Below are 25,004 nucleotides of genomic sequence, written 5' to 3'. Positions count from 1 at the left end.
AACGGATAGACACTGCCAGCAGGGAGCGGTGTTTCACCGGTCTTATGCCGTCTGTAGCGCTTTCTCTCTGACCCATTGTGCTAATAACTGTGCGTCACGGCTGAGTTCAGTATCTTCGCGGGTACACAAATAATAATCACGACCGTCATCTATGGGTGAATCAAAGATTTTTACCAGGGATCCTTGTTCCAGTAAATGGCTGATCATGGGTTCTCGCATTAAAGCACAACCCATTCCAGCTTGCACTGCAGCCAGAGTCAGTAACCCATCCTCAAATAACGGGCCGTCATGCCGGATAAATTTCACTCCCTGAAGTGTGAACCACTGGGGCCAGGTATCACGCTCTTCGTCATGTAACAATGGCATCTGAGCCAGACGTTGCGGGCTGTCAATATGACCGTGTAGCTGTAGAAATTCTTTACTGCAGACAGGTACCATTTGTCCTGAAATGAGTTTCTCTGCCTGATAGCCCTTCCAGTGGCCACTGCCAAAACGTATCGACATATCTGAAGCATCACTGAGGTAGTTGCGATGATTTGCGTAGACCACGTTAATCTCAGTCTCGGCATATTTTGCCATAAAACCTGATAATCGCGGAATAAACCAACCCATACCAAACAGAGGGATCAGGCTAATAGTCACCTGGCGATGTCTGCCTTGTTCAGCTATTGACTCTGTGGCATGACGTAGCACCGAGAAAGCAGATCGGATTGAACGATAATATTCACGTCCTTCGCTACTTAAGATGAGTCGGCGCCCCTGGCGATCGGTCAGAGGTTTCCGGAGATAATTTTCCAGAACTTTTAGCTGATGACTGACGGCTGAAGGGGAAATTTGTAATTCCCTGGCGGCCACATTTATTCCTCCCAGCCGGGCAATAGCTTCAAATACCCTGACAGCCCGCAGAGGTGGGTCATGGGGTATCGCGGTTATGGACTCAGGATGATCTGCTAAGGGTTGTTCTGTTTTTTTCATATGATTATTTATTTCTTACCGGCATAGTAAATAACATTTATTAAAAAGCAATAAATACAACAAGTTAAGTGGATTCCATTTTCTAATAAGAAATAATATATCTGTATTTCACAATTAATTTCAATTAAACGATGTTATGCCCATGACGATCACCCCCGGAATGAGCAATGAGTACTTTTCTTCAGCAAATAATAAATGGCCTGATATCTGGCAGCATCTATGGACTGATTGCCCTTGGCTACAGCATGGTCTACGGAATACTAAGGATCATCAATTTCGCCCATGGCGATATTTTAATGGTGGGCACCCTGAGCGCCTATTCAGTCCTTCAGTTTCTGAGTCTGCATTTCCCTGCAATGAATCCTTTGCTGATGTTGGTTATTGCATTGCTGTCAGCCATAGCTGTCTGCATGCTGCTGGCTATTTCAGTTGAGCGCTTTGCATATCGCCGCCTGCGTCACTCTTCCCGGCTGGCTCCACTAATCAGTGGTATCGGAATCTCGGTAGTGTTAGAGACTCTTGCGATGATCATCTGGAATCGTGACCCTAAAATGTTCCCGCAGATCCTGTCAATGGACCCGATCGCTCTGACTGTTGGTAGCGCCACTCAGGCACCCGTAATTATCACTGAAACCGGCATTGTTACCCTGGTAGTCGCACTGATGGCTATGGGTGGGCTATGGCTGTTAGTCGAAACGACGCGGCTTGGTCGAGGAATGCGCGCCGTGTCAGAAAATCCCTCCATGGCGCAATTGATGGGGGTCAATACTGACACCATTATCCGCCGAACGTTTGCCATTGGCGGAGCCTTTGCTGCTCTGGCCGGAGTGATGATGGCGAGTAATTTCGGGAGTGCAGATTTTTCTATGGGATTTGTTCCCGGAATCAAAGCTTTTACTGCCGCAGTGCTTGGAGGGATCGGAAATATTCGTGGTGCAATGGTCGGTGGATTACTGCTTGGACTGATTGAGTCACTGGGTTCCGGATATCTTTCTGACCTGACAGACGGTGTTATCGGCAGCAACTACCAGGATATTTTTTCCTTTCTGGTGCTGATTACTGTGCTGGTATTTCGTCCATCTGGCTTGTTGGGTGAGCGTGTTGCTCATCGCGCCTGAGGAGAAACGATGAAACTATTTAATCTGAAAGACCATAAGACAGTACGTTTGGTGGCGCTGTTGTCAGGTATGATGATTGTACCCTGGCTGATTGCGCTGCCTGGTGGTAATTACTGGCTAAGGGTTCTGGATAACACCCTGCTTTATATCATGCTGGCACTGGGGCTGAATATTGTTGTTGGCTTTACCGGATTACTGGATATGGGGTTTATTGCGTTTTACGCCGTGGGCGCCTATCTGACTGCATTACTGGCATCTCCTCAATTGCTGACGGCGTTTCCGGCACTGATATCTTTGTTCCCTCACGGGATGCATACCTCATTTCTACTTCTGATCCCGCTGGCTGCCGCGGTTGCCGCAGTTTGTGGCATTTTGCTGGGTGCTCCGACGCTGCGTTTAAGAGGGGATTATCTGGCAATTGTCACTCTGGGATTTGGTGAAATTATTCGCATCCTGATGCGTAATATGGACAGGCCAGTCAATATTACCAACGGCGCCAAGGGTATCAGTAATATCGATAGTTTTGGAGTGGGTGATGTTCGCTTCACCGGATTTTTCCACCTGGCAGGTCATCGTCTGACAAGTCTCTACCTATGGTACTACCTGCTGGCAGCCTTGATTATCTGCATCATTTTTATCTGTATCAGATTACGTTCTTCGAGAGTAGGTCGTGCCTGGCATGCCATCCGTGAAGACGAAGACGTTGCACGAGCGATGGGGATAAATACCCGTAACTTTAAACTACTGGCTTTTGCCATGGGAGCTTCCTTTGGTGGCGTTGCCGGAGTGATGTTTGCGTCATTTCAGGGATTTGTATCGCCGGAATCCTTCTCACTTCAGGAATCGATAAGTGTGCTGGCCATGGTTGTGCTGGGAGGTATCGGGCATGTGCCAGGAGTCATTCTGGGTGCCGTGCTACTGTCGGTATTACCGGAGATCTTACGCAGTGTCGCTGTTCCTTTGCAGCAAGATCTGTTTGGCTCGGTAGTGATCGACCCGGAAGTGTTACGTCAGTTGTTTTATGGGCTGGCACTGTTACTGGTCATGATTTTCCGGCCTCATGGTCTGTGGCCAGCCGGCAACACAAGGAGCGTGAAATGACGTTGTTATCTGTATCACACCTCTCTAAACAGTTTGGCGGTATCCATGCTGTCGATGATGTCAGTCTGACCATCAATCGTGGCGAAATTTACGGACTTATCGGCCCTAACGGCGCAGGAAAAACCACCTGCTTTAACCTGATTACCGGACTAATACCAGCAGATAATGGCCAGTTTATTCTTAATGGCCAGCCCTGGTCACCCCATGCCATTGAAAAGGTAACCCGGGCGGGTATTTCCAGAACCTTTCAGAACTTACGTCTGTTTAATGACATGACGGTGCTGGAGAACGTAATGATTGGCCGGCATGTCCGTACCCGTAATGGTGTGTGGGCCGCATTAATCCGGCACCGACGTTCCCGACAGGAAGAGCAGGAAACGCTTCGCCAGGCAAGATACTGGCTTGAATACACCGGTATTGCACAGTTTGCTGATTATCGCGCCTGCGACCTGGCTTATGGCCATCAGCGGCGGCTGGAAATAGCCCGGGCACTGGCGACGGAGCCCCTGTTGCTGGCATTGGATGAGCCAGCCGCAGGGATGAATGCAGCTGAGAAACTCGCGTTGTCTGCATTATTAAGAAAAATCAGAGGCGATGGTAAAACACTGCTGATTATTGAACATGATGTGAAATTAATTATGAGCCTGTGTGACCGAATGTCGGTTCTCGACTATGGAAAAGTTATCGCAACGGGAACCCCTGAAACGATACGCCAGCATGCCGGGGTGATCCGCGCTTATCTCGGAGGAGACGACCATGCCTGAGAATCTGCTGGAAGTAGAAAATCTTGAGGTTTCTTATGGGGGCATTAAGGCTGTCAGGGGAGTGAGTTTTCGGTTGGAGGCAGGGCAACAGGGCACACTGATTGGCGCTAACGGCGCCGGTAAAAGCTCAACAGTGCGTGCGATCACCGGGCAGCAAAAGTTCACCGGTGATATCCGCTGGTGCGGAGAGTCACTTATTCATTGCCGGCCAGAGGTATTACTCAAAAAAGGTATCGTCATGGTGCCTGAAGGCCGGGGAATATTCAGCCATATGACCGTACTTGAAAATCTGCAAATGGGCGCATGGCTGCGTAAGGACCACGCCAGAGTCAGGCAAGAGACAGAGGCCATATTTTCGCGTTATCCACGGCTTTTACAACGTAAAAACCAGCTAGCCGGTTGGTTATCCGGTGGTGAGCAACAGCTTCTGGCATTGAGCCGGGCCATGCTAAGTCAGCCGAAACTGTTAATCCTTGATGAGCCATCAATGGGGCTGGCTCCCCTGATGGTAAAAGATATTTTTCGGACCATCGCAGGATTACGTGATTCAGGTATCAGTGTCCTGCTTATTGAGCAAAATGCCCGTCTGGCGCTGGAAGTGACTGATCAAGCCTGGGTCATGGACAGTGGAAATATTGCCCTGCAGGGCAGAGCCAGTGAATTACTGAAAAGTGAAATCGTACAACAAATATATCTGGGCGAGATGCCTGTGAATGAGTCACAAGGGGAAATTTATGAAGCAAGGTAATGTCGCGGTTCTGGTGCGCAGGATTCTGGGAGCAGGGGTATTGTCACTGGTTGTCAGTAACGCTATGGCCGATCAGAGTGTATTAATCGGGCTGGCAGGTCCGTTGACCGGTCCTTCCGCGCGAATAGGCAAAGACCTGGAGAATGGCGCTCAGCTAGCCATTGATGATGTTAACAAAACACATCCGGTCATTGATGGCCAGGCGGTGACTTTTAAGTTGTTGTCAGAGGATGATCAGTCCGATCCCAAAGTCGCTGTTACTGTGGCGCAACGTTTAGTAGATAGCGGGGTTGCGGGTGTTGTCGGTCACTGGAATACCGGGACCAGCATTCCGGCAGCACGGATTTATCATGACGCGGGGATAGCTCAGGTCGCACCAGTGGCTACCGGGCATGCTTATACCGAGCAAGGGTTTGATACCAGTTTCCGGGTTATGGGACACGACGATGATGGTGGTAATTACGCAGCCTTGTATGCTGTAAAAAATTTGCAGGCAAAAAGGATTGCCGTACTGGATGACGGGACTGCCTTCGGCCAGGGACTGGCGGATGCATTTATTAAATCACTGAAGGCACAGGGAGTGACTATTGTTGACCGGGAATACATTGACGATAAAACACTGGATTTTAGCCCGGTACTGACTGCTATCCGGAGTAAAAATGCTGATCTGATCTTTTTTGGCGGAGTGGATAGTCAGGCGGCCCTGCTGGCGAGACGGATTAAACAGCTGGATATTAAAGCAACACTGATGGGTGCGGGTGGATTTGTCAGTCAGACTTTCCTTACGCTGGCACAGAAACAAGGGGATGGGGTTGTAGCGCTTGAGCCCGGGCTGCCGCTGGATAAAATGCCTGGCGGAAAAGCCTTTGACCAGCAGTACCGTGCCCGGTATCACCATCCGATAGAACTCCATGCCCCATTTGCATACGATGCGACACGGGTACTGATCGATGCCATGGAAAAAGCCAACTCGGTGGATCCGGACAAATATCTGCCAGTCTTACACCATATTGATTACCAGGGAGTTACCGGCGAAATCAGTTTCGATGCACAGGGTAACCTGAAAAATCCTTCATTCACTGTCTATAAAGATATTAATAATCAGTGGGTTCCTGTGGATGTGGTTGGCGGAAAGAAATCCTGAGAACGAAGGGGAGAGCAATGTTATGAAATGTCATAAACAAGAGTTAGGGATCCTGGCTCGTCGAAAAATAGAGGCAGAAATCATTAAACCGGTCTACGACATACTCAAAAGAGAGCTGGGGATTGAGCTGGCTCAAAAGTATATCGGAGAAGCCATTGAACAGGCTGCAGTTCAGGCTGGTGCTGAATTTGCCGCAGGAGAGGCCGGGGAAGCTGATCTGCGGAGTTTTGTTAATCTGCAATATTTATGGGAAAAGGATAACGCGCTGGAAGTCAGGGTTATTGAGAATGATGACCAAAAATATTATTACGATGTGACACGTTGTCGCTATGCCGAAATGTATCAGGAGATGGGCCTTGGAGAGATAGGCCACTTGTTATCCTGTGCACGTGATGAAAAATTCATTGTCGGTTATGCACCGGATGTCGAATTAACCCGAACGACCACCATCATGTCGGGGGCTGCCTGTTGCAATTTTCGTTATCAGGTGAGGAAGGACAAGGGGGCGGTATGACAACGGCACCCAGAATTAACGGGGCCCGGCTGTGGGAGACGCTGAATACTTTTGCCGGCTTTGGGCAGACGGCTGGTGGGGGGGTGAGTCGTCTGACACTCAGTGATGAAGATCAACAGGGCAGAGAACAGTTACGTTGTTGGTCAGATCAGGCGGGATTCAGTTGCCAGGTTGATGAAGCCGGGAATATGTTTATTCTCCGACGGGGCAGGGATTCATCATTACCCCCTGTACTTACCGGTTCACACGCGGATTCACAGCCATCAGGCGGTAATTATGACGGAATTTATGGCGTGCTTGCCGGTCTGGAAATATTAAGAACTCTGAACGATCTTCATATTGAAACAGAAAGGGATATTCTGCTGGTAAACTGGACCAATGAAGAAGGGGCAAGATTTTCTCCGGCGATGCTGGGCTCCGGAGTCTGGTGTGGCATCTACAGTACTGACTATGCCCGTTCGCGTACCGATTCCCTTGGTATCACATTTGGTGAAGCTCTGGATCGGAGTGGCTGGCGCGGGGATCTTCCGGCAAAAAGCAGACCACTGCATGCCTGTTATGAATTACATATTGAGCAGGGGCCGGTTCTCGAAGTTGAACAATGTGATATCGGGATTGTTCACGCGGCAATGGGACAACGTTGGTTCTCGGTAACGATATCAGGATTTTCGGCACATGCCGGCACTACACCGATGGAGCTCCGCCAGGATGCGGTTACGGGTTTTGCTGAACTGGTACTGGCAGTGGAACACATTGGTATAAGTTCCTCTCCGGATGGCCGTGCGACGGTGGGAAGAGCAAGAATAGTGCCGGATTCACCTAATGTGGTGGCCGGTCAGGTGCTCTGTAGTGTAGAACTCCGCCATCCTGAACTGGATACACTGAATCTGATGGAACAGAAACTACAGCAGGCGGTCAACAATCTTAGCCAAAGACGGTTGACTGCAGAAATTGAAAAACTATCGGACTACCCTCCGGTACATTTCGATTCGGGTTGTATTACCATGGTTGAGCAGGCAGCGGAAGCACTGGGCTATTCTTCCCGGCCGATGGTATCCGGTGCAGGTCATGATGCCTGCTTTGTTAACAGAGTTGCCCCGACGTCTATGATTTTTATCCCTTGTGTTAAGGGCATCAGTCATAACGAGGCGGAAGCAATAACCCCTGAATGGGCAACAAAAGGCGCGAATGTATTGCTGCACACCGTGCTCAGGTCGGCGAATCAATAACAGGAGAACTGCCTGCCAGAACAGCGAGTGCACAACGCTGGTGCATTGTTTTTTTGTTGCAGCACGGAGCCAGTGGTAATAGCTAACTGACGGACTTATGCAGACTGAGTGAAAGTTGAAAATTTCGGGCCAACTGCAGGAGCTGCCGGATGACCCGAACAGACAACGGAAGCCATGGTTTAGCGACTGGCCGCTGTCGGTTCAACGTTGTTTAGTTCGCTAAGCCGAACCAACAATTGCCTGCTTTGATTCAGCATATCGATTTGTTCGTCAACCAGCATCAGTTGCTGGCGAATTTTGTCAGTCAGCGCGCTACAGAGTTGCACCGGCACCGGGGTTGAACCCAGGCAATCCGTCAGATGGCTAATGGTGTTGAGTGTCAGGCCCGCCCGGTTCAGCAGATCTATTTGTTTCACCGTGTTGACATCAGCGAAGGAATATCGGCGGTACCCTGCCGGTGTTCTTTCCGGGCGCAGCAACCCTTGTTGTTCGTAGTAGCGCAGCATCCGGATACTGATTCCGGTCAGTGTAGCCAGCTTACCTATCTGCATTTCCCGCTCCTTGACTCTGACAGTAGTGTCAGAGTGTAAGCTAACGCGCGTTGCTTATACAGGAGAGAAATCATGCTGAAATTAATTATGTGTTTAAAAAGGCTGCCGCAGTTAACCCGGCAGGAATTTGATCATCACTGGCGGAATATTCATGCGCCGTTGGTTACCGGTTACGCTGAACTGTTGGGCATAAGAAAATACGTCCAGACGGTTCCCTTCGGCGATGAAGCCGCACAACTGGCGTTGGAAAAGATTAGGGGAACGAATGCGGTGAATTTCGACGGTTGCGCTGAACTATGGTGGGACAGCATGGAGGCTCATCTGGCAGCCCGAAAAACGACTGAAGGGCTAAAGGCCTTACAGGTACTCATCAAGGATGAAAAGAGGTTTGTCGATTTATCCGCATCACAACTCTGGTATGGAGAAGAGCGGCTGATTGTCCCTGTCACAGAGTAACCGGGCTTACCCGACGGCTGAAAAACAATATGTTCCGCTAAATTAGTGCCGTCATCAGAATGACGGCCGACAGCACCACAAGGGAAATTCGCCAGCCAGTAGCAAAGCAAGAATCAGCGGTGGAACAATACTCCGGCCCAGACAATAACCGTCATTACTACGGCAACTAACTGGGCGGCACCACCAATATCTTTCGCTCGTTTGGATAACGGATGAATTTCGTCTGAAATTCTGTCGACGACAGTTTCAATGGCGGTATTCAGTAGTTCGACGACCAGTAACAAGAAGCTACAACCAATTAACATTAATTTTTCAAGCAGGCTGGCATGCAGAAAAAATATGATGATAAACAGAACAATATTAATTAAAAACAATTGCCGGAACGCATCTTCGGTCTTCAGCGCATCAATAAAACCCGCCAGTGAATTATTAATACTGTAGGTCAGACGGCTTATTCCTTTTTTCTTTTCCAGGGGCATGCGAACACTCTTATTATTTAGCCTGCAGACAGTATGGGTAACGGGTTACGCATAGCAGGATATCAGGCGCAGATGAATGAGTAATATAAAACAGCCTCAGGGCGGATAAAACAAGGCCTGATATCCCCCTGTGACAGGGAAATGTTCAGGCCTGCAAATACCGGCGGGCAGAGGCCGTGTGCTGATATTCAGTAATTACAGTTGTTTTTCATACAGGCGATAGCGTTTGTACGGTACGGCCCCGATTTTTTCCAGAATGGTGCGCATACCGGTGTTAGATTCGAGAATCCATGACATTTCCAGCGCATCAATCTTGCGGCGGGCAAAGGGGTCACGCAGTGCTTCAATCAGCAACAGCGCCATAACAGGGCCCATACTGCTGAACTGATAATCATGACGTACCCCCATAAGCGGTACACGGGCGGTCCGGACCCCACTGACTTTCAGACGCCACAACAGTTTAGCCCAGCCAAACGGGAACAGGCTACCTTTAAGATCGCTGATGGCCTCGTTAATATTGGGCAGTCCAACGATAAATGCACAAGGTACACCCTCAGCTTCGGCAATATAGATCATATCGTCCGGTACCAGATATTTAAGCTGATCCCCCATGGTGGCGAATTCATGTTCGGTGAAAGGGACAAAACCCCAGTTGTTTTGCCATCCGGAGTTGAAGATTTCACGTAATACCTGCATCTCTTCGGCAAACTTTTTACGATTCAGCGGGCGAATCGTGACTTTTTTTCGTACCCGAGCCATCAGTTTGGTTAATGATTGAGAAAAGTGCAGATCAGTACGTTTCATCCAGTAGGCCAGCAGATCGATTCCTTGCTGATAGCCTTGTTGCTCCAGGTATTTGGCGTAATAAGGTTTACCATGAATCATCAACGCTGAAGGCGGGGTATCAAAACCGTCAATCAGTAAACCACTTTCCTGATTAATATTCAGGCTGAACGGGCCGGTAATTTTAAATGCCCCTTTAGATTTCAGCCACTCTTCGGCGGTGGCAAATAAAGCATCGAACACTTCTTTATCGTCAATCGCATCAATCATGCCAAAGTGGCCGGTATCCTGACCATAAAGTTCGCGGTGCAGCGTATCAATCTGGGCAGTAATCCGTCCGGCAATCTTTCCGTCTTTTCTGGCAATCCAGGCTTGCCATTCAACGTGCTCTGAGGCAGGGTTCTTTTTAGACAGGTGCTCTTCACGCTCAAGGAATAACGGGTCAATCCAGTTAGGATCATTAGCGTAAAGTGAAGATGGGAAGGCAATGAATTCTTTAAAGCCTTGTTTACCCTGTACTTTTTCAATCTGAATCATAAAAAACCTTTATTGTTAAGCATCGGCTTAAAGAAATACATTTTTACAAAATAGCATTCCTGTGTAGCGTGCAAATAATGATGGGGGCGTCATCCCGGTACGCAGAGAATGTCACAGGGCTTTATCAACGAGCAACAGACGGTACTTACTGACGGGGAACTGGAGTAACTTTCCCGGGCTGCAAAGTAATGCCAGAGCATATGATCAAACGTTAAGCAATTGATGCTTTTATTAAAAGTAAGACGTAACTAATATTTAATGCAATTGACTTTTCGTATAAGAATATTTCTGTTGCGCAAAGGGAACTTTCTTTTACCACTTAATGCTTTTAACTTAATCACCTTAAATCAGTAGTTCACTTTTACAGAAGTTCCGGTTACTGTTTACGATGTGTTTAAGTTGAGTCATGAACCTGTAATAAATTATTTTTACATGGTGATGATCTTATGACGAATGTCAATGGTGGTTTACACGTTTCAGCCCTGAGACGATGAATCACCGAGCCCCGGCAGGTGGCCTACCCGGGCGATGGACAGGGCCGAATAAAGGATTATTCAAAGAGCGTCTTAAAAAATAGAATATCAACTTTTTCATCAATGGTGTGATTCACGGTTGGTGAATTGAATTTATGGCTAATTTGTCTATGTCAGAAACAAGCTCTACCCATTCTCTTCCCATGCGTTACGCAGATTTCCCCTCGCTGGTTGAGGCGTTAGATTACGCATCCCTGGGGGATACCGGGATGAATTTTTATGACCGGCGTAATCAGCTGACCGATGTGCTGGAATACCGGAAACTCAGAGACCATGCGGTGACAGGAGCAAAACGGTTGCTCTCTCTGGGACTGAAAAAAGGTGATCGCGTTGCCCTGATAGCTGAAACCAGCGTCGGATTCGTTGAATCCTTCTTTGCTTGTCAGTATGCGGGATTGGTCGCGGTTCCTTTGGCGATCCCGATGGGGATTGGTCAGCGGGCATCTTACATTACGAAACTGCAGGGGCTTATCAACAGTTGTGCACCTGCAGCCATCATCAGTAGTGAAGAATGGGTACCGTTAATTACTTCAGCCACGGAAGATGCTCCTCCAACGCATATTCTTAGCAATGACGACTTCCACGCATTGCCTGAAGCCGATATTGAACTGCAGAAACCTGCGCCGGATGATATTGCTTATCTGCAATATACCTCTGGCAGTACCCGTTTTCCGCGTGGCGTGATTATCACCCAACGCTCGGTCATGGCGAATTTACAGGTGATCAGTCACGACGGTATTAAATTACGTGCCGGTGATCGTTGTGTCTCATGGTTACCGTTTTATCATGATATGGGACTGGTTGGTTTTCTGCTCACTCCGGTAGCGACTCAGCTTTCGGTAGATTATCTGCGCACTCAGGATTTCGCGATGCGTCCGCTGCAGTGGCTGAAACTTATCGATAAAAACCGTGGCACTGTTACTGTCGCCCCCCCTTTTGGTTATGATTTATCATTGCGTCGCAGCAGTGAAAAAGAGACGGCTGGTCTGGATCTCTCCTGTCTGCGGGTTGCAGGTGTTGGTGCTGAACCAATTCCTGTCGAATTGCTAAACCAGTTCAGTGAGCATTTTTCGGCGATTGGTTTTAACCGTAATGCCTTTATGCCTTGCTACGGACTGGCAGAAAATACCCTGGCGGTAAGTTTCTCTGACGAAAACAAGGGTGCGCAGGTTAATGAAGTTGACCGTGACATTCTTGAATACGAAGGTCGTGCTGTAACACCCACCAGTAAATCCCGTGCGATTTCTTCATTTGTAAATTGCGGGAAACCGCTGCCGGGCCATCGTATCGAAATTCGCAGCGAAACCGGTGAAGCGTTACCTGAGCAGCAGGTCGGTCATATCTGTATTTCCGGACCAAGCCTGATGAGTGGTTATTTCCGTGACCCGGTCACCCAGAAACAGATCCAGACGACTGGCTGGATGGATACCGGGGATCTGGGTTACCAGTCCGAAGGTTATCTCTACGTCACCGGACGTAAAAAAGACTTAATCATTATCCGTGGCCGTAACATCTGGCCTCAGGATATTGAATATGTGGCTGAGTCTGAGCCTGAAATCCATGCCGGCGATGCCATTGCGTTCGTGACAGAAGAGCATGGTGAATCGGCACGTATTATTCTGCAAATCCAGTGCCGGGTCAGTTCAGAAGAACGCCGTGGACAGTTGGTCCACTCGTTATCTGCCAGCATTCAGAGTGAATTCGGGATCGCCGTGGATATTGAGTTACTGCCACCACACAGTATTCCCCGAACTTCATCAGGAAAACCGGCCCGTGCAGAAGCTAAAAAGCGTTGGATGACTTCGGCTATTTACGCTCCTGTACAGATGCCTGGTTTTGTTCAATGACATTAACGGTTGCCATTACCGGGGCAACCGGCTTCATCGGCAGGCAGATCACTAAAGATCTGCTGGCGCGTGGATGCCGTGTTCGGGCTCTGACCAGATCGGCACGACAAAATCCTGATGATAACCTCGTCTGGGTCCGCGGTTCGCTGGAAAACCCGCAGTCACTGGCGGAACTGGTGAGCGATGTTGATGCTGTGGTACATTGTGCCGGTCAGGTCAGAGGCAGTAATGAAGCGGTTTTTACTGAATGTAATGTGACCGGCAGTGTGTCGGTCATGCAGGCCGCACAGGCGGCCGGCAGTTGTAAAAAATTTCTGTTTATCTCCTCTCTGGCTGCGCGCCATCCTGAATTGTCCTGGTATGCAAACTCAAAATATGTTGCTGAACAGCAACTTCAGACAATGAGTGGCGATATGACTCTGGGCATTTTCCGGCCGACTGCCGTTTATGGTCCGGGGGATAAAGAGCTAAAACCTCTGCTGGATGGCTTGTTGCGCGGCGTTCTCCCGCAACTGGGGCGCCGGGATGCTACTCTGACCTTTATCCATGTCACTGATATGGCTGCTGCTGTCAGGCAGTGGTTGCTGTCGGACAACCCACAAGGCGGTATTTATGAGCTCTGTGATGGTGTTGCAGGGGGCTACAGCTGGTCTCGGATGCAGCAGATTGGGGCAGCAGTTCGCCAGAGGCCGGTCAGGCTAATCCCTGTTCCACTGGCCTTACTGAAACTGATTGCCGCTTTAAGTATGATGTGGAACCGGCTGGTAAAAACGGAGCCGATGCTGACACAGAGTAAAATCCGGGAGTTAACCCACCCGGACTGGACAGCCAGTAATCAACAGTTAACCAATGCTGTTGGATGGGTTCCTGAGGTGAGTCTGGAACGCGCGCTGCGTGAAGGTCTATTTTAATTAACTGAGTAGAGGTTGTACAAAGCTCTTATGCTAAATCGCGACGCTGTGATGAATTATATTCTGACTTGTCTGCAAGGTATTGTTGAAGGCGGATTAGAAATTAAACCAGATAGCGATCTTGTCAATGATCTGGGCCTTGAATCCATCAGAGTATTGGATTTGCTGATGATGTTGGAAGATAAACTGGATATTTCTATCCCGATTAATATTCTGCTGGATGTCAGAACCCCCGAGCAGCTGTTGAATGCCCTGCAACCTTATCTGGAGAAATCAAATGGGTCTTTATGATAAATTTTCCCGTTTGATGAACGAACGTGAACAATTCAGTACTTCCGGGCTTAATCCTTTCGGCACCTGTATCGATGAAATCTATTCAGCGACAGAAGGGCGGATTGGTGATCATAAAATTATTCTGGCTGGTACTAATAACTATCTGGGAATGACCTTTGACCCCCAGGCGATTGCTGATGGTCAGGCGGCGCTGGCGCATCAGGGCACCGGCACCACGGGTTCACGGATGGCGAACGGCAGTTACGGCTCGCATCTGGCACTGGAAAAAGAACTGGCTGAGTTCTTCGATCGTCCAACAGCCATCGTTTTTTCAACCGGTTACACGGCAAACCTGGCGGTGATCAGTACCCTGGCAGGTCCTGGTTCTGTGGTCTTAATTGACGCTGACAGCCATGCCAGCATCTATGATGCTTGTACGCTGGGGGGGGCTGAGATTATCCGCTTCCGGCACAATGATGCTGCGGACCTCGAAAAACGTATGTTACGTCTGGGTGATCGCGCTAAAGATGCGCTGATTATAGTCGAAGGCATCTACAGTATGCTGGGTGATGTGGCTCCGCTGGTTGAGATTGTCGAAATCAAAAAACGCCTGGGGGGTTATCTGCTGGTCGACGAAGCTCATTCCTTCGGTGTCATGGGTAACAAAGGCCGGGGGCTGGCAGAAGATTTAGGCGTTGAGGATGATGTTGATATTATCCTGGGCACCTTTAGTAAAAGTCTGGCATCCATTGGTGGTTTTGCTGTTGGCAGCAAAGCGATGGATGTATTACGTTACAGCAGTCGTCCGTATATTTTCACCGCTTCTCCTTCCCCGGCCAGTATTGCTTCGGTGCGTGCCTCTTTGCGTAAGATTAGCCGCCAGCCGGAATTAAGGGAAAAATTGTGGAAAAATGCTCACCGACTGTACCAGGGTCTGGCGAAAACCGGTTACGAATTAGGGTCAAGAATCAGTCCGGTGGTTCCGGTCATTATTGGTTCCAAAGAAGCGGGTCTGGAATTATGGCGCGCCCTGATTAACAAAGGGGTTTATGTCAACCTGGTATTACCACCGGCAGCCCCGGCAGGAGTTACATTGTTACGTTGCAGTGTTAATTCAGCGCACAGCGATGAAGAGATTGATAAGATTATTCAGGCGTTTGCGGAACTGAAATCTTAATAAAAAAAGCTCCCGGTCATCCGGGAGCTTTTTTCTGATTATAGGAAGCCAGTTCAGGTATTCTGAGCCATATTCTGCGTGGCCTGAATATGATAACCGTGAGTATCCATAAACTGATGAATGGCTGATTCAGCATGAGAAATAACGTCAGCGATCGGCTGGTTAGCATCAATATTAATAATTCTCGCCCCTTCGAAGGTCAGCAATGGGGTGGTGGCGATTTTCTTTTCCAGCTGTTCTTTTGAATGATCGGGTTTACGCTGGCAAGCGACATCCAGATCCACATTCAGTTTAATCACTAAATCAGGTTTCTGTGCTGCCATCCATTTAAATGCTTTAAGTTCGCGACCTGCCATCCAACGGATAAACGGATTAGCTTTTATATTTACCGGGAACACCGGGCCATCATAAGCGCCGGGAATTTGTGCCTGCGGAAAACGGTCCGTCAAAACAATTAACCCCTCACGACGATATTTCATCATGCGACGAAAACGTAATACCCGACGCAGCACAAATGCCATAATCACCAGAGAAGGTAAAAACTTAACCTTCGATTTGCCGGTTTTTACTTTTTTAGTATTGCGTGTAATGGCTTTGTCCAGAAACCGGCCGATCACCGGCCACTGAGCCACAGCACGGCCAACATTACCCGCCTGCTTTCCTAAGTGAACCCTGATGGCAGGGCCATAATTGTTCATATCGGTAATAAGTTGTTCACAGACAGTGGACTTTCCTGAGCCATCACTGCCAATGACCGCAATAAGCGGTGGGAGTCTGGAATTCATGATCATAAGCTCTTATAACACAAGAGCCCTAATATATCATTTTGCCGGTAAAATGTCGCCAGCAACTGCTGAGGATTTGATATTTATCTGTCGAAACTGAAATGCAATAAATATTCATCTGGCGGCGCACAAAATATTAAGAAAAACACAAAAAAAAGACGGGCCATATTACATTTGTTGTCCGTCCCGCCATTATTTGTCCCGGGCCGGATAAATTTCTTGAACCTGTAAATAATTAGAATAAAATAGATTTTTTGCTATTGGATGTCTTGTGGTGTCAGAACAGAGAAACGCCGGAAAAACACATACGGCAGGGCGCGTTATCGCGATTACTGGCTGCGACGGGTCCGGAAAATCAACACTTGCTGCCAGTCTGGTTAGTCACTTTTCTTCGCAGGAACCTACAGAATTACTTTACCTTGGCCAGTCCTCCGGGTTTATTGGTAAGTGGATCAGTGAGCTGCCGCTGATTGGTGGTGCGCTGGGGCGTTTCCTGGTGGCTAAATCCGACAAGGTCCATGAACGTCCGTCGCAGCCACCGGGTAATGCCACAGCATTGGTTATTTTTTTGCTCTCCTGCTGGCGTAGCTATAAGTTCAGAAAAATGCTGACGAAAGGTCGTCAGGGTAAGTTGCTGATTACTGACCGATACCCGCAGGCCGAAGTGGCCGGTTTCCGTTTCGATGGTGCCCAACTGGCAAAGACCAGTGGCGGAAATCGTTGGGTAAGCGGGTTACGCCGTAAGGAAAAACAACTTTATCGCTGGATGGCCTCTTATCCGCCACTGTTACTGATACGGCTGGATGTTGATGAGCAAACAGCCTATGCAAGGAAACCCGATCACGAGTTGTCTGCCTTACGGCAAAAAATAGCCGTTATTCCACAGCTTAATTTTAACGGCGCACGGATTCTGGATTTGGATGGCAGGGACCCTGCCGCTCAGATACTCACCCAGTCTTTACAAGCGATCGATCAGGTATTGTCAGAGTCTGCCCGGTAATTCCCGGACCTGAGCGCCTGCGGCCTGTTAACACAGAACAATCACAGACGGAGTATAGTTTGTCGGTAGATTATATAAAGGGACTGATTGCGGTAGTCGGAAGTGACGGCACCGGTAAATCAACCCTGACAAATGATATTGTAAAAAGGTTACAACAGCAGCAACCCACGGAACGCCGCTATCTTGGGCTTATTTCCGGTGAAGATGGCGATAAAATCAAGAAACTTCCGGTTATCGGAGTATGGCTGGAACGTCGACTGGCCGCCAAATCCGATAAAACTCAGCGCATGAGTAACCAGGGGCCGGCACTTTGGGCCGCGGTAATTATGTATGGTTTTTCTTTGTGGCGTGCGTCGAATTTGCGTAAAGCGGTACGGCTGGCACAAAGTGGAGTACTGGTGATAAGTGATCGATATCCTCAGGCCGAGATATCAGGATTTTATTATGACGGACCGGGCATTGGCGTTGAGCGGGTGACTGGTTGGCTGAAGACCCGGCTGGCAGAAAAGGAGCGTGAGCTCTACCGCGAAATGGCCAGGATACGGCCGGAGCTGATACTCCGGCTCGACATTGATGTAGACACCGCATTGTCACGTAAGCCGGACCATAGCTATGAGGAACTTAAAGATAAGATTTCTCAGATGGTACGCATTGAGTATAACGGGGCTAAAATTGCCGAACTGGATGCCCGTGCAGCCTATGATCAGGTGTTAAGCCAGGCACTGCAGGCCATTGAGGCGCGGGGCAGCCGGTAACAATAATGCAGAAATTCTGCAGGCGGGAGCGGTAAACTGAGTTAATGTAAAACCGCGTACAGCACTGTTCCGCGCCCGGGTATGCAGGGTTCCGGGCACCCGCTGTGATGATGACAGGTAACAGAAATGAAGCATTGGTTTTCAGACGGTGCATTCCGCTCAATGTTGCGAAATGCCGCCTATTTAGGATCGGGCAGTGTGGCAAGTGCACTGCTTGGCCTGCTGGCCCTCTCCTGCGCAGGTAAGGGGATGACACCGCAGTTGTTCGGTGTTCTGGTCGTGATACAGGCCTATGCCAAGGCTGTCAGTGATTTGATAAAATTTCAGACCTGGCAGTTTGTGGTGCAATTCGGTACCCCGGCACTGGAAGCGAAAAATATTCCACGCTTCCGTGAAGTGATCTCATTTTCATTCGGCCTGGATATAGCCAGTAGTGTAATTGCGATATTAGGGGGGATGGCTGTTCTGCCATTTCTTGCGCACTCACTGGGGTTGGATCGGGAAAGTTTCTGGCTGGCTATTCTGTATTGTACGTTAATTCCGTCGATGACTTCGTCTACACCGACCGGTATTTTACGGGCATTTGACCGATTCGATTTAATTGCCATTCAGCAGGCGGTCAGACCATTTTTACAGGCGATAGGCAGCCTGATCTCTTATTTTTGTCACCTCGGTTTTGCCGGTTTTATTATCACCTGGTATTTATCTAATCTGGTCGGTGGAACCCTGTTCTGGTGGTTTGCCGGACAGGAATTAAAACGTCGTGATATTCATAATGCACTCAAACCTGCATTATTCAGCAGCGGTCGCCGTTTGCAGGGAGCCTGGGATTTTGTCTGGACCACCAATATTGCGCATACTATCTGGGCGGCCAGAAACTCCTGCAGTACTGTGCTGGTAGGGATAGTGCTGGGTCCTGCAGCAGCGGGTTTATTTAAAATTGCGATGACCTTTTTTGATGCGACAGGGACTCCTGCTCAGTTACTGGAAAAAAGTTTTTACCCGGAAATCATGCGTCTTGACCCGCGAACCACCAAACCCTGGGTACTCGGTTTACGCTCGGCGTTAATCGCAGGTGGAATAGGGATCGCTGTGGCGTTACTGGTATTTGCGGTCGGTAAACCCCTGATTTCGGTGGTCTTTGGGCATGAATATCTGGAAGCTTATGATTTAATTAAAATCATGTTGGGGGCTACCATTGTTGCCATGATGGGCTTCCCACAGGAATCACTGCTGTTTATGGCAGGAAAGCAAAGGGCCTTCCTGATAGTGCAGATGCTGGGTTGTGTTTGCTACCTGAGCCTGCTTATCAGCATTTCCTATCTGTTTGGCGTACAGGGGGCCGCTTATGCCTATTTTGCCGGACAATGTCTGGATGTGTTGCTGACATTTATTCCGACACTACGTGCTTACCGGCGGCGTAGCGGACTGCGTTTTACTATGGCCCCGGAGAGTCATTAATATGAGTAACAACTGGCAAAAATTTTCTACCGACGCGACGGAATTATTATTTAGTGCGGTGGATGAAGATGATGTGGTGGATGCCGAATATGCACTGCCGGAACATATTGACCTGTTTTGTCCGCAACAGACCATGCAAAAGAATTATGCGCTTTGTCTGCAGTTCTGGGAAGACGGGTTTACCCGTGAAGAATTACTGGGCCTGGTTGATGATTTTCTGCAGGACAGTAATAAACCGGTGGCGGTTAAAATGCGCTATAAATATATCCGCGCACGCTATAAGCATTTACGATTTGCCCAACGACTTTACAGCAAAAAACATCAGTCTGGTGCCTTGTTTAATATGACTACGGTATTGCTGGGTCATTTTCAGGATGCGTTCCGCAACGGCAATCAGCAAAAGCTGCGTTTTTACGGCAATATTTTACGGCTATTTCTGAGTAAACCCGTCTGGTCCAAAGTGCGCTTCTCGCTGCATCATATTGATCTGGATTCTGAACAAGGTTTTGTGGATTATCGCCGTAACCAGATAAAGAAACTCCGGGAACTGTTGGCCAATTCACAACTCACAGGTAAACAGTTTCATGATGTGCGCAAAGTTGTCAGTCAACAGGTATCCTTCTATGACACTCTGCGGTCACTGGAGCCTGATAATCGCGAAGCGCGTAAAATTTCGCGTTTTATGGCAGCGATTAACGGGCTAATGGGAGACCGGCATGATGTGATGGTTGCCGACAAGCTGGCGGGGGGGAGATCTTATGACCGTCCTGCGCCACTGGACAGTGATATTCGTCACCGTCTGGAACAGCTGCTGGCAATATTTCCTGCGTAGCGACTCACCCCATGGGAGAGATAAAATGAACCTTTACCGGTCACTGATAGTGTTAGTTACAGTGTTGCTGCCGTCGATGGCTTTTGCTCATAATTTTGTCAATGGTCAGCCGGTCCCGTCGCTGTCTATCAGCGATCGCGGTGAGCTGTCTCTGGTAAATAACGAAGTCCGTTACCAGCGATGGGACAGCACTCAACTGGCTGGGAAGGTACGCATAATTCAGTATATCGCCGGGCGTACGTCGGCCAAAGATATGAATAGTGCACTGATTACGGCAGTAAAAAATGCTGCTTTCCCCCGGCAGAAATTCCAGGCGACGACTATCGTCAATACCGATGATGCTATCCCGGGGACGGGCTATTTTGTCCGTAATAAAATTGAAAAGAACCTCAGAGAATATCCCTGGGCTCAGTTCATTGTTGACAGCAATGGTGTTGGTCTTAGCCGCTGGCAATTGCAGCCCCACAGTTCAACGATTATCGTGCTGGATAATGCCGGCCGGGTTCAGTGGGCAAAAGACGGCGCTCTGACACCTGCCGAAGTCACCCGGGTCATCGGTCTGGTCAACACACTGACCACTAAAGAGTAATGTTATGTACAGATCTCCGGACTATTTACGGCGGGCAATCCTCCCCGGCATCAATGTGGTTGACGGTAGAATGCAATGTCGCTGATTGAACGTTATGTGATGCTGGGGATTAACCGGCTGGTGATGATTATTGTCGGCTTCCTGATCTTTATGTTTGCCAGCTATTCCGCACAGCGCTACCTGACTGATGCGGCAAACGGTACACTGGCGTTGCAGGTTGTATTCGATGTGGTTTGCTACAAAGTATTGATTGCCCTTGAAATGCTGCTGCCGGTGGGATTGTATGTTGCTACTGCGGTTGCGTTGGGGCAGTTGTATACCGATTCTGAAATTACCGCTATCTTTGCCGCAGGGGCCAGCCCGCTGAAGCTGTATAAAGCTGTGCTGTTTTTGGCTGTCCCATTGGCCGTGCTGGTGGCACTATTGTCGCTCTATGGCAGGCCCTGGGCGTATGCCAATATCTACCGCTTACAGCAACAGTCACTGTCCGCTCTGGATGTCACTCACCTGCAGGCGAATAAGTTTAACGTTAATGGCAGCGGGCGGATGGTACTGGCTAAGCGCATTGATTCTTCTGCCCATCAGCTGGATGATGCATTGATCTATTCCCGATCAGATAATAAGACCAATCTCTACCGTTCGCACTCGGTGGTCGTGACCAACCCTTCGCCTGAAACGCCCTCAGTGTTGCTAAAAGGGGGGACTGCCTACAGTCTGGACAGACAGGGCAAAGATGACAATATGCAGAATTATAGTAACCTGAACATCGCTTTGAAACCGGCTGCAGATACCACCGATATCATGCGTAAATCGGCACCGATCAGTCAGTTAATCCACAACCCCACGCCGGAAAATACCGCAGAACTGCAGTGGCGTGAGAGTCGTGGCATTAATACCCTACTGATGGTGCTGCTGGCTATCCCGTTAAGCCGTACCCGACCTCGTCAGGGGCGGTATGCGACACTGTTGCCACTGACCTTACTGTTCATTGCCATATTCTATGGCGGTAATGTTTGCCGTACTTTGGTTGCTAATGGTTCTCTGCCGGCAATCCCGGGGGGCTGGCTGGTGACGGTATTGATGGCCCTTGGTTTGCTGGGCTTTATCATCAGAGACTTTTCGCTACTTCGGAAAAAAGCCTGATGAGCATTATTACCCGTTATCTGATCCGAAATTTGCTGGCAGGGTTTTCCGCCGCAGCAGGATTACTAATCCCGCTGTTCACTACCTTCAATCTGATTAATGAACTGGAAGATGTCACGCCGACAGGCTACCACTGGACCCAGGCACTGTTGGTGGTGGTGATGACCATTCCGCGAAGCCTGATCGATTTAGGCCCGTTTATTGCCTTGCTGGGGGGGATTGTCGGACTGGGTCAGCTTTCTAAAACCCTTGAGCTGACGGCCATCCGTGGTGCCGGAGTTTCGGTTCGCCATATTGCTGTAGTCATTCTCGGGGCAGGCTTGTGTGCAGCACTTTTGTCCGGCGCTTTCGACCAGTGGGTAGCCTCGCCTCTACAGCAACGGGCTCAGGAAATTAAAAGCACCGCGCAGGCACAGGGCGGAGAAGGGGGTGATTCAGGCAACAATCTGTGGGCCAGAAACAATAATGAGTTTATTACTGTCAGATATCTGGACTCCCACAATCAACCGGTGGATATCGAGATTTTTGATTACAACCCCGACCTGACACTGCGTTCTTACCTCTATGCCAGGACAGCGGCCATCGGCAGCCAGGGAGTCTGGACTTTACGTAATGTCACCGAAAAGCAGTGGAATAACGGGGCAGAAACCGTGAATCATCTGGATCAGCTAAAGTGGAAATCCATTTTTACCGATGTCCGTCTGAAAGATCTGACACAGCCAACTGATAGCTTTTCTGTAAGCCAGTTGCGCCACTATATCAGCTATTTACGGAATACCGGCCAACCAGATAATGAGTTCCGGATAGCCTTGTGGAAAAAGGCGGGGCAGCCTCTGTTAATTATTGCGATGATTCTGCTGGCCGTCCCCTTTACCTTTAGCGCCCCTCGTTCCACCGGGGCCGGGGCCAGGCTGGCTCTCGGGGTGATTGTGGGTCTGCTAACCTATATCGCTTATCAGATAATCCTTAACCTCGGGCTGTTACTCGCTTTTAATGCCGCTCTGACAGCACTGGGCCCGCCACTGCTAATACTGCTACTGGCATTATGGCTGGTTAGCCGTTTCGACCGGCAACAGTAAGCCGTAGTCAGGTTTTCTGCATCGCGCGACACAAGGTGTGGTGCAGAATATCCTGCTGACTATTTACCTCATACCAGTACCCTGTTTCTGCCTCGTGTGTATCGTCTGGCGCTTCAGCGACTTTATGAAGATCTCTGTCCGGAATGCGCTTCTTTTTGTAATTTCTTACACAAAAAGCTCGTGCAGAGCCCGGTAGCCGTAATGGGAACTTTGAACGGTGACTACACTGCATGGGCGATAGTTCGCACCGGTACTCAGCCGGGGGGAAGCGCGGACGGTGAATTGACACTGCCAGGGATCATGCCTAGTTTTACTATGAAGTTCTTTCGCGTTACCGGCATTCTGTAGCGGCGTAAAGCCGGATGCATGACTGTCAGTGGCAACGGTTTTCTGAACAGTGAGCTGAATCGTTATGGTGAGTAGTAACCCATTCAGACAAGCGCCTGGTCGACATTCTGCAATTCTCAGTTTTCTAAACGTCCGACCCGAAGAGTGGCGCCCCTTACTCTGGTGCATGGCCTATATCTTCTGTCTGTTGTGTTCTTATTATATCCTGCGTCCGGTCAGGGATGCCCTCGGGGTTGAGGGTGGAGTACATAATCTGCAGTGGCTGTTTACCGCGACTCTGATTTGTATGCTGGTGCTCAATTTGCCGTTTTCAGCGCTGTCCCGTACCTTTCCCCGTCAGCGATTATTGCCAGTGATCTACCGGTTTTTCGTGATTAATTTGCTGATTTTTGCCGGCCTGATGATGCTGTTACCGCAGGGAGAACGAGTCTGGGTAGGACGGGTTTTCTTTGTCTGGGTCTCAGTATTTAATCTGTATGCCGTCTCGGTATTTTGGGTTCTGGTGTCTGACCTGTTTAGCACCGAACGGGCAAGGCGGTTATTTGCGTTAATGGCTGCCGGGGCGACGGTCGGAGCCATCGGAGGATCATTTGTGACCACTCTGCTGGCGCGGGTCATGAACACCACCGGCTTGTTAATTGTCTCTGCGGTGCTACTGGAAGTAGCGGTGTTTTGTGTTCACCGGTTGATACGGCATGGCGGCGGGCTGTCTGCCACCTCGCAGGTTGAACAACAAGGTCACAGTGAAGAGGTGCCTCCGGTTGGAGGTTCTGTGTTCGCCGGTATCACTCATACCCTGCGTTCACCTTATCTTAGGAATATATGCCTGTACATGTTGTTATTTTCCACTACCTCAACCCTGCTTTACTTCCGGCAGGCTGAGCTGGTGCAGCATGCGTTCAGTAGTGAAGATGCCCGGACCACCTTTTTTGCGGCCACCGATCTGGCGGTAAACATCCTGACCTTACTTACTCAGCTGTTTATCAGCAGCCGGTTGCTTAATCGTTATGGCACCGCTTTGGTACTCTGTTTTCTGCCGGTATTAACGATCGCCGGGTTTATGGCGTTGTCACTGTGGCCGACCTTGTGGGCGGTTATTGCCTTTACCGTTTTGCGACGGGCCGGCAATTTCGCACTGGCCCGTCCGGCGCGTGAAGTGCTGTTCACCGTGCTGCAACGTGAAGATAAGTACAAAGCCAAAAGCTTTATCGATACGGCTGTCTACCGGGCAGGGGATCAGGCTGGAGCATGGAGCTGGACGGCGATGGGTGCGCTCGGTTTACCGGCTGCGATGCTGGCCTGGGTTGCCGTACCTCTGTCACTCATCTGGTGGGTGAACAGCTTGTGGCTGGGACGCAGGCAACGCCTTATAACAGATAATCAGCCCCCACAACTCAGGGAGGCAAGCTATGAACAAGGTCGTCATTAACCAGCAATCAGTCGCACCCATCAGCATGGGTAGCTGGCATCTCGGCCAGGGCAGACACAGTGAAGCAGAAGAGACAGACGCGCTGAGTACCGGGGTATCACTGGGTTTGCAGGTAATAGACACGGCTGAAATGTACGGCGATGGACGATCAGAGACTCTGATAGGTAAAGCACTTAAAGGCATTTGCCAGCAGGTGTTTCTGGTGTCAAAAAATTCACCCTTCACATGCTAATTCCCGCATGATGCAGCAGAGCTGTGATGACAGCATGAAAAGGCTACAGGCTGATGTGCTGGATCGTTATCTGATGCACTGGCGTGGAGGGAATAACCTTCACGAAGTGGTCAGTGGATTTGAAAAACTGAAATCTCAGGGCAAAATTAAAGCCTGGGGAGTCTCTAATTTTGATACCGGGGATATGCAGTACTGAGGGTGCTGTCACCGC

General features: G+C 49.4%; 27 protein-coding genes. 22 read left to right on the top strand and 5 right to left on the bottom strand.

The features are described 5' to 3' along the window. Positions 1–42: 42 nt before the first annotated feature. Positions 43–975, bottom strand: coding sequence for a LysR substrate-binding domain-containing protein (locus tag B3Z23_RS09785; protein WP_294907465.1), 933 nt, complete (start codon positions 973–975; stop codon positions 43–45). Between the two features lie 167 nt (positions 976–1,142). Between B3Z23_RS09785 and B3Z23_RS09780 the strand changes: the two genes are divergently transcribed. From B3Z23_RS09780 to B3Z23_RS09750, 7 genes are all read left to right on the top strand, one after another. Beyond that, the gene (locus B3Z23_RS09780) at positions 1,143–2,093 is read left to right on the top strand and encodes a branched-chain amino acid ABC transporter permease (RefSeq protein ID WP_294907462.1); all 951 of its coding nucleotides are present in this window, start codon (positions 1,143–1,145) and stop codon (positions 2,091–2,093) included. Between the two features lie 69 nt (positions 2,094–2,162). Continuing rightward, positions 2,163–3,194, top strand: coding sequence for a branched-chain amino acid ABC transporter permease (locus B3Z23_RS09775; protein WP_414716479.1), 1,032 nt, complete (start codon positions 2,163–2,165; stop codon positions 3,192–3,194). After that, on the top strand, positions 3,191–3,958 hold the full coding sequence (locus tag B3Z23_RS09770) for an ABC transporter ATP-binding protein (protein ID WP_294907455.1): 768 nt from the start codon (positions 3,191–3,193) through the stop codon (positions 3,956–3,958). The genes B3Z23_RS09775 and B3Z23_RS09770 overlap by 4 nt, the downstream gene beginning before the upstream one ends. Beyond that, positions 3,951–4,706 (top strand): ABC transporter ATP-binding protein, encoded by a 756-nt coding sequence (locus tag B3Z23_RS09765; protein WP_294907451.1) that lies wholly within the window; start codon positions 3,951–3,953, stop codon positions 4,704–4,706. Before B3Z23_RS09770 ends, B3Z23_RS09765 begins: the two co-directional genes overlap by 8 nt. After that, positions 4,693–5,850, top strand: coding sequence for a branched-chain amino acid ABC transporter substrate-binding protein (locus B3Z23_RS09760; RefSeq protein WP_294907448.1), 1,158 nt, complete (start codon positions 4,693–4,695; stop codon positions 5,848–5,850). Before B3Z23_RS09765 ends, B3Z23_RS09760 begins: the two co-directional genes overlap by 14 nt. 22 nt (positions 5,851–5,872) lie before the next feature. Beyond that, positions 5,873–6,364 carry an L-2-amino-thiazoline-4-carboxylic acid hydrolase gene (locus tag B3Z23_RS09755; RefSeq protein ID WP_294907445.1) on the top strand — a complete coding sequence of 164 codons (492 nt, stop codon included), beginning with the start codon at positions 5,873–5,875 and terminating at the stop codon, positions 6,362–6,364. Next, complete coding sequence (locus tag B3Z23_RS09750; RefSeq protein ID WP_294907443.1) at positions 6,361–7,593, top strand: Zn-dependent hydrolase; 1,233 nt, start codon at positions 6,361–6,363, stop codon at positions 7,591–7,593. Before B3Z23_RS09755 ends, B3Z23_RS09750 begins: the two co-directional genes overlap by 4 nt. A 179-nt stretch (positions 7,594–7,772) precedes the next feature. Here the strand turns inward: B3Z23_RS09750 and B3Z23_RS09745 are convergent, their stop codons facing one another. Then, on the bottom strand, positions 7,773–8,144 hold the full coding sequence (locus B3Z23_RS09745; protein WP_294907440.1) for a MerR family transcriptional regulator: 372 nt from the start codon (positions 8,142–8,144) through the stop codon (positions 7,773–7,775). A 72-nt stretch (positions 8,145–8,216) separates the two neighbouring features. On the opposite strand from B3Z23_RS09745, the gene B3Z23_RS09740 reads away from it, so the two are divergent. Next, positions 8,217–8,600, top strand: coding sequence for an EthD domain-containing protein (locus tag B3Z23_RS09740; protein ID WP_294907437.1), 384 nt, complete (start codon positions 8,217–8,219; stop codon positions 8,598–8,600). Between the two features lie 113 nt (positions 8,601–8,713). On the opposite strand, the gene B3Z23_RS09735 is transcribed toward B3Z23_RS09740, so the two are convergent. After that, positions 8,714–9,079 (bottom strand): diacylglycerol kinase, encoded by a 366-nt coding sequence (locus B3Z23_RS09735; RefSeq protein ID WP_294907434.1) that lies wholly within the window; start codon positions 9,077–9,079, stop codon positions 8,714–8,716. Between the two features lie 195 nt (positions 9,080–9,274). Further along, positions 9,275–10,399 carry an N-acetyltransferase gene (locus tag B3Z23_RS09730; RefSeq protein ID WP_294907431.1) on the bottom strand — a complete coding sequence of 375 codons (1,125 nt, stop codon included), beginning with the start codon at positions 10,397–10,399 and terminating at the stop codon, positions 9,275–9,277. Between the two features lie 643 nt (positions 10,400–11,042). On the opposite strand from B3Z23_RS09730, the gene B3Z23_RS09725 reads away from it, so the two are divergent. From B3Z23_RS09725 to spt, 4 genes are read left to right on the top strand one after another with little or no spacing between them, the layout of a single operon-like run. Continuing rightward, on the top strand, positions 11,043–12,779 hold the full coding sequence (locus tag B3Z23_RS09725; protein WP_294907428.1) for a fatty acyl-AMP ligase: 1,737 nt from the start codon (positions 11,043–11,045) through the stop codon (positions 12,777–12,779). Continuing rightward, complete coding sequence (locus B3Z23_RS09720; RefSeq protein ID WP_294907424.1) at positions 12,776–13,690, top strand: NAD-dependent epimerase/dehydratase family protein; 915 nt, start codon at positions 12,776–12,778, stop codon at positions 13,688–13,690. Before B3Z23_RS09725 ends, B3Z23_RS09720 begins: the two co-directional genes overlap by 4 nt. A 30-nt stretch (positions 13,691–13,720) precedes the next feature. Next, a complete protein-coding gene (locus tag B3Z23_RS09715; protein ID WP_038020331.1) occupies positions 13,721–13,981 on the top strand; it encodes an acyl carrier protein in 261 nt (86 codons plus the stop codon). After that, positions 13,968–15,140, top strand: a complete 1,173-nt coding sequence (gene spt, locus B3Z23_RS09710; RefSeq protein WP_294907420.1) for a serine palmitoyltransferase — start codon at positions 13,968–13,970, stop codon at positions 15,138–15,140. The genes B3Z23_RS09715 and spt overlap by 14 nt, the downstream gene beginning before the upstream one ends. 53 nt (positions 15,141–15,193) lie before the next feature. Here spt and B3Z23_RS09705 read toward each other — a convergent pair whose 3' ends face one another. Further along, on the bottom strand, positions 15,194–15,925 hold the full coding sequence (locus B3Z23_RS09705; protein WP_294907417.1) for a thymidylate kinase: 732 nt from the start codon (positions 15,923–15,925) through the stop codon (positions 15,194–15,196). Positions 15,926–16,199: 274 nt separating this feature from the next. Between B3Z23_RS09705 and B3Z23_RS09700 the strand changes: the two genes are divergently transcribed. The 10 genes from B3Z23_RS09700 (at position 16,200) to B3Z23_RS09655 (ending at position 24,989) form a co-directional block, all read left to right on the top strand. Next, positions 16,200–16,925: a hypothetical protein gene (locus tag B3Z23_RS09700; protein WP_294907414.1), complete on the top strand. Its 726-nt coding sequence runs from the start codon at positions 16,200–16,202 to the stop codon at positions 16,923–16,925. A gap of 59 nt (positions 16,926–16,984) precedes the next feature. Beyond that, a complete protein-coding gene (locus B3Z23_RS09695) occupies positions 16,985–17,680 on the top strand; it encodes a hypothetical protein (RefSeq protein WP_294907411.1) in 696 nt (231 codons plus the stop codon). Between the two features lie 126 nt (positions 17,681–17,806). After that, a complete protein-coding gene (locus tag B3Z23_RS09690) occupies positions 17,807–19,141 on the top strand; it encodes a lipopolysaccharide biosynthesis protein (RefSeq protein WP_294907409.1) in 1,335 nt (444 codons plus the stop codon). A gap of 1 nt (position 19,142) precedes the next feature. Then, entirely contained in the window at positions 19,143–19,973 is an 831-nt protein-coding gene (locus tag B3Z23_RS09685; protein ID WP_294907406.1) for a hypothetical protein, read from the top strand. Positions 19,974–19,998: 25 nt separating this feature from the next. Then, the gene (locus tag B3Z23_RS09680) at positions 19,999–20,562 is read left to right on the top strand and encodes a YtfJ family protein (RefSeq protein ID WP_294907403.1); all 564 of its coding nucleotides are present in this window, start codon (positions 19,999–20,001) and stop codon (positions 20,560–20,562) included. A gap of 75 nt (positions 20,563–20,637) precedes the next feature. Beyond that, a complete protein-coding gene (lptF, locus tag B3Z23_RS09675) occupies positions 20,638–21,705 on the top strand; it encodes an LPS export ABC transporter permease LptF (protein ID WP_294907400.1) in 1,068 nt (355 codons plus the stop codon). Next, on the top strand, positions 21,705–22,784 hold the full coding sequence (gene lptG, locus B3Z23_RS09670) for an LPS export ABC transporter permease LptG (RefSeq protein ID WP_294907397.1): 1,080 nt from the start codon (positions 21,705–21,707) through the stop codon (positions 22,782–22,784). Before lptF ends, lptG begins: the two co-directional genes overlap by 1 nt. A gap of 514 nt (positions 22,785–23,298) precedes the next feature. Next, complete coding sequence (locus tag B3Z23_RS09665) at positions 23,299–24,561, top strand: NTP/NDP exchange transporter (protein WP_294907394.1); 1,263 nt, start codon at positions 23,299–23,301, stop codon at positions 24,559–24,561. Then, the gene (locus B3Z23_RS09660; protein ID WP_294907391.1) at positions 24,542–24,793 is read left to right on the top strand and encodes an aldo/keto reductase; all 252 of its coding nucleotides are present in this window, start codon (positions 24,542–24,544) and stop codon (positions 24,791–24,793) included. The genes B3Z23_RS09665 and B3Z23_RS09660 overlap by 20 nt, the downstream gene beginning before the upstream one ends. A 7-nt stretch (positions 24,794–24,800) precedes the next feature. After that, positions 24,801–24,989, top strand: coding sequence for an aldo/keto reductase (locus B3Z23_RS09655; protein ID WP_294907389.1), 189 nt, complete (start codon positions 24,801–24,803; stop codon positions 24,987–24,989). Positions 24,990–25,004: the final 15 nt, after the last annotated feature.

The sequence above is a fragment of the Tatumella sp. UBA2305 genome, assembly GCF_002345795.1.
Lineage (GTDB): Bacteria > Pseudomonadota > Gammaproteobacteria > Enterobacterales > Enterobacteriaceae > Tatumella > Tatumella morbirosei.
Note: the sequence above shows the minus strand (reverse complement) of the source record. Positions and strands in the feature narration are given on the sequence as shown.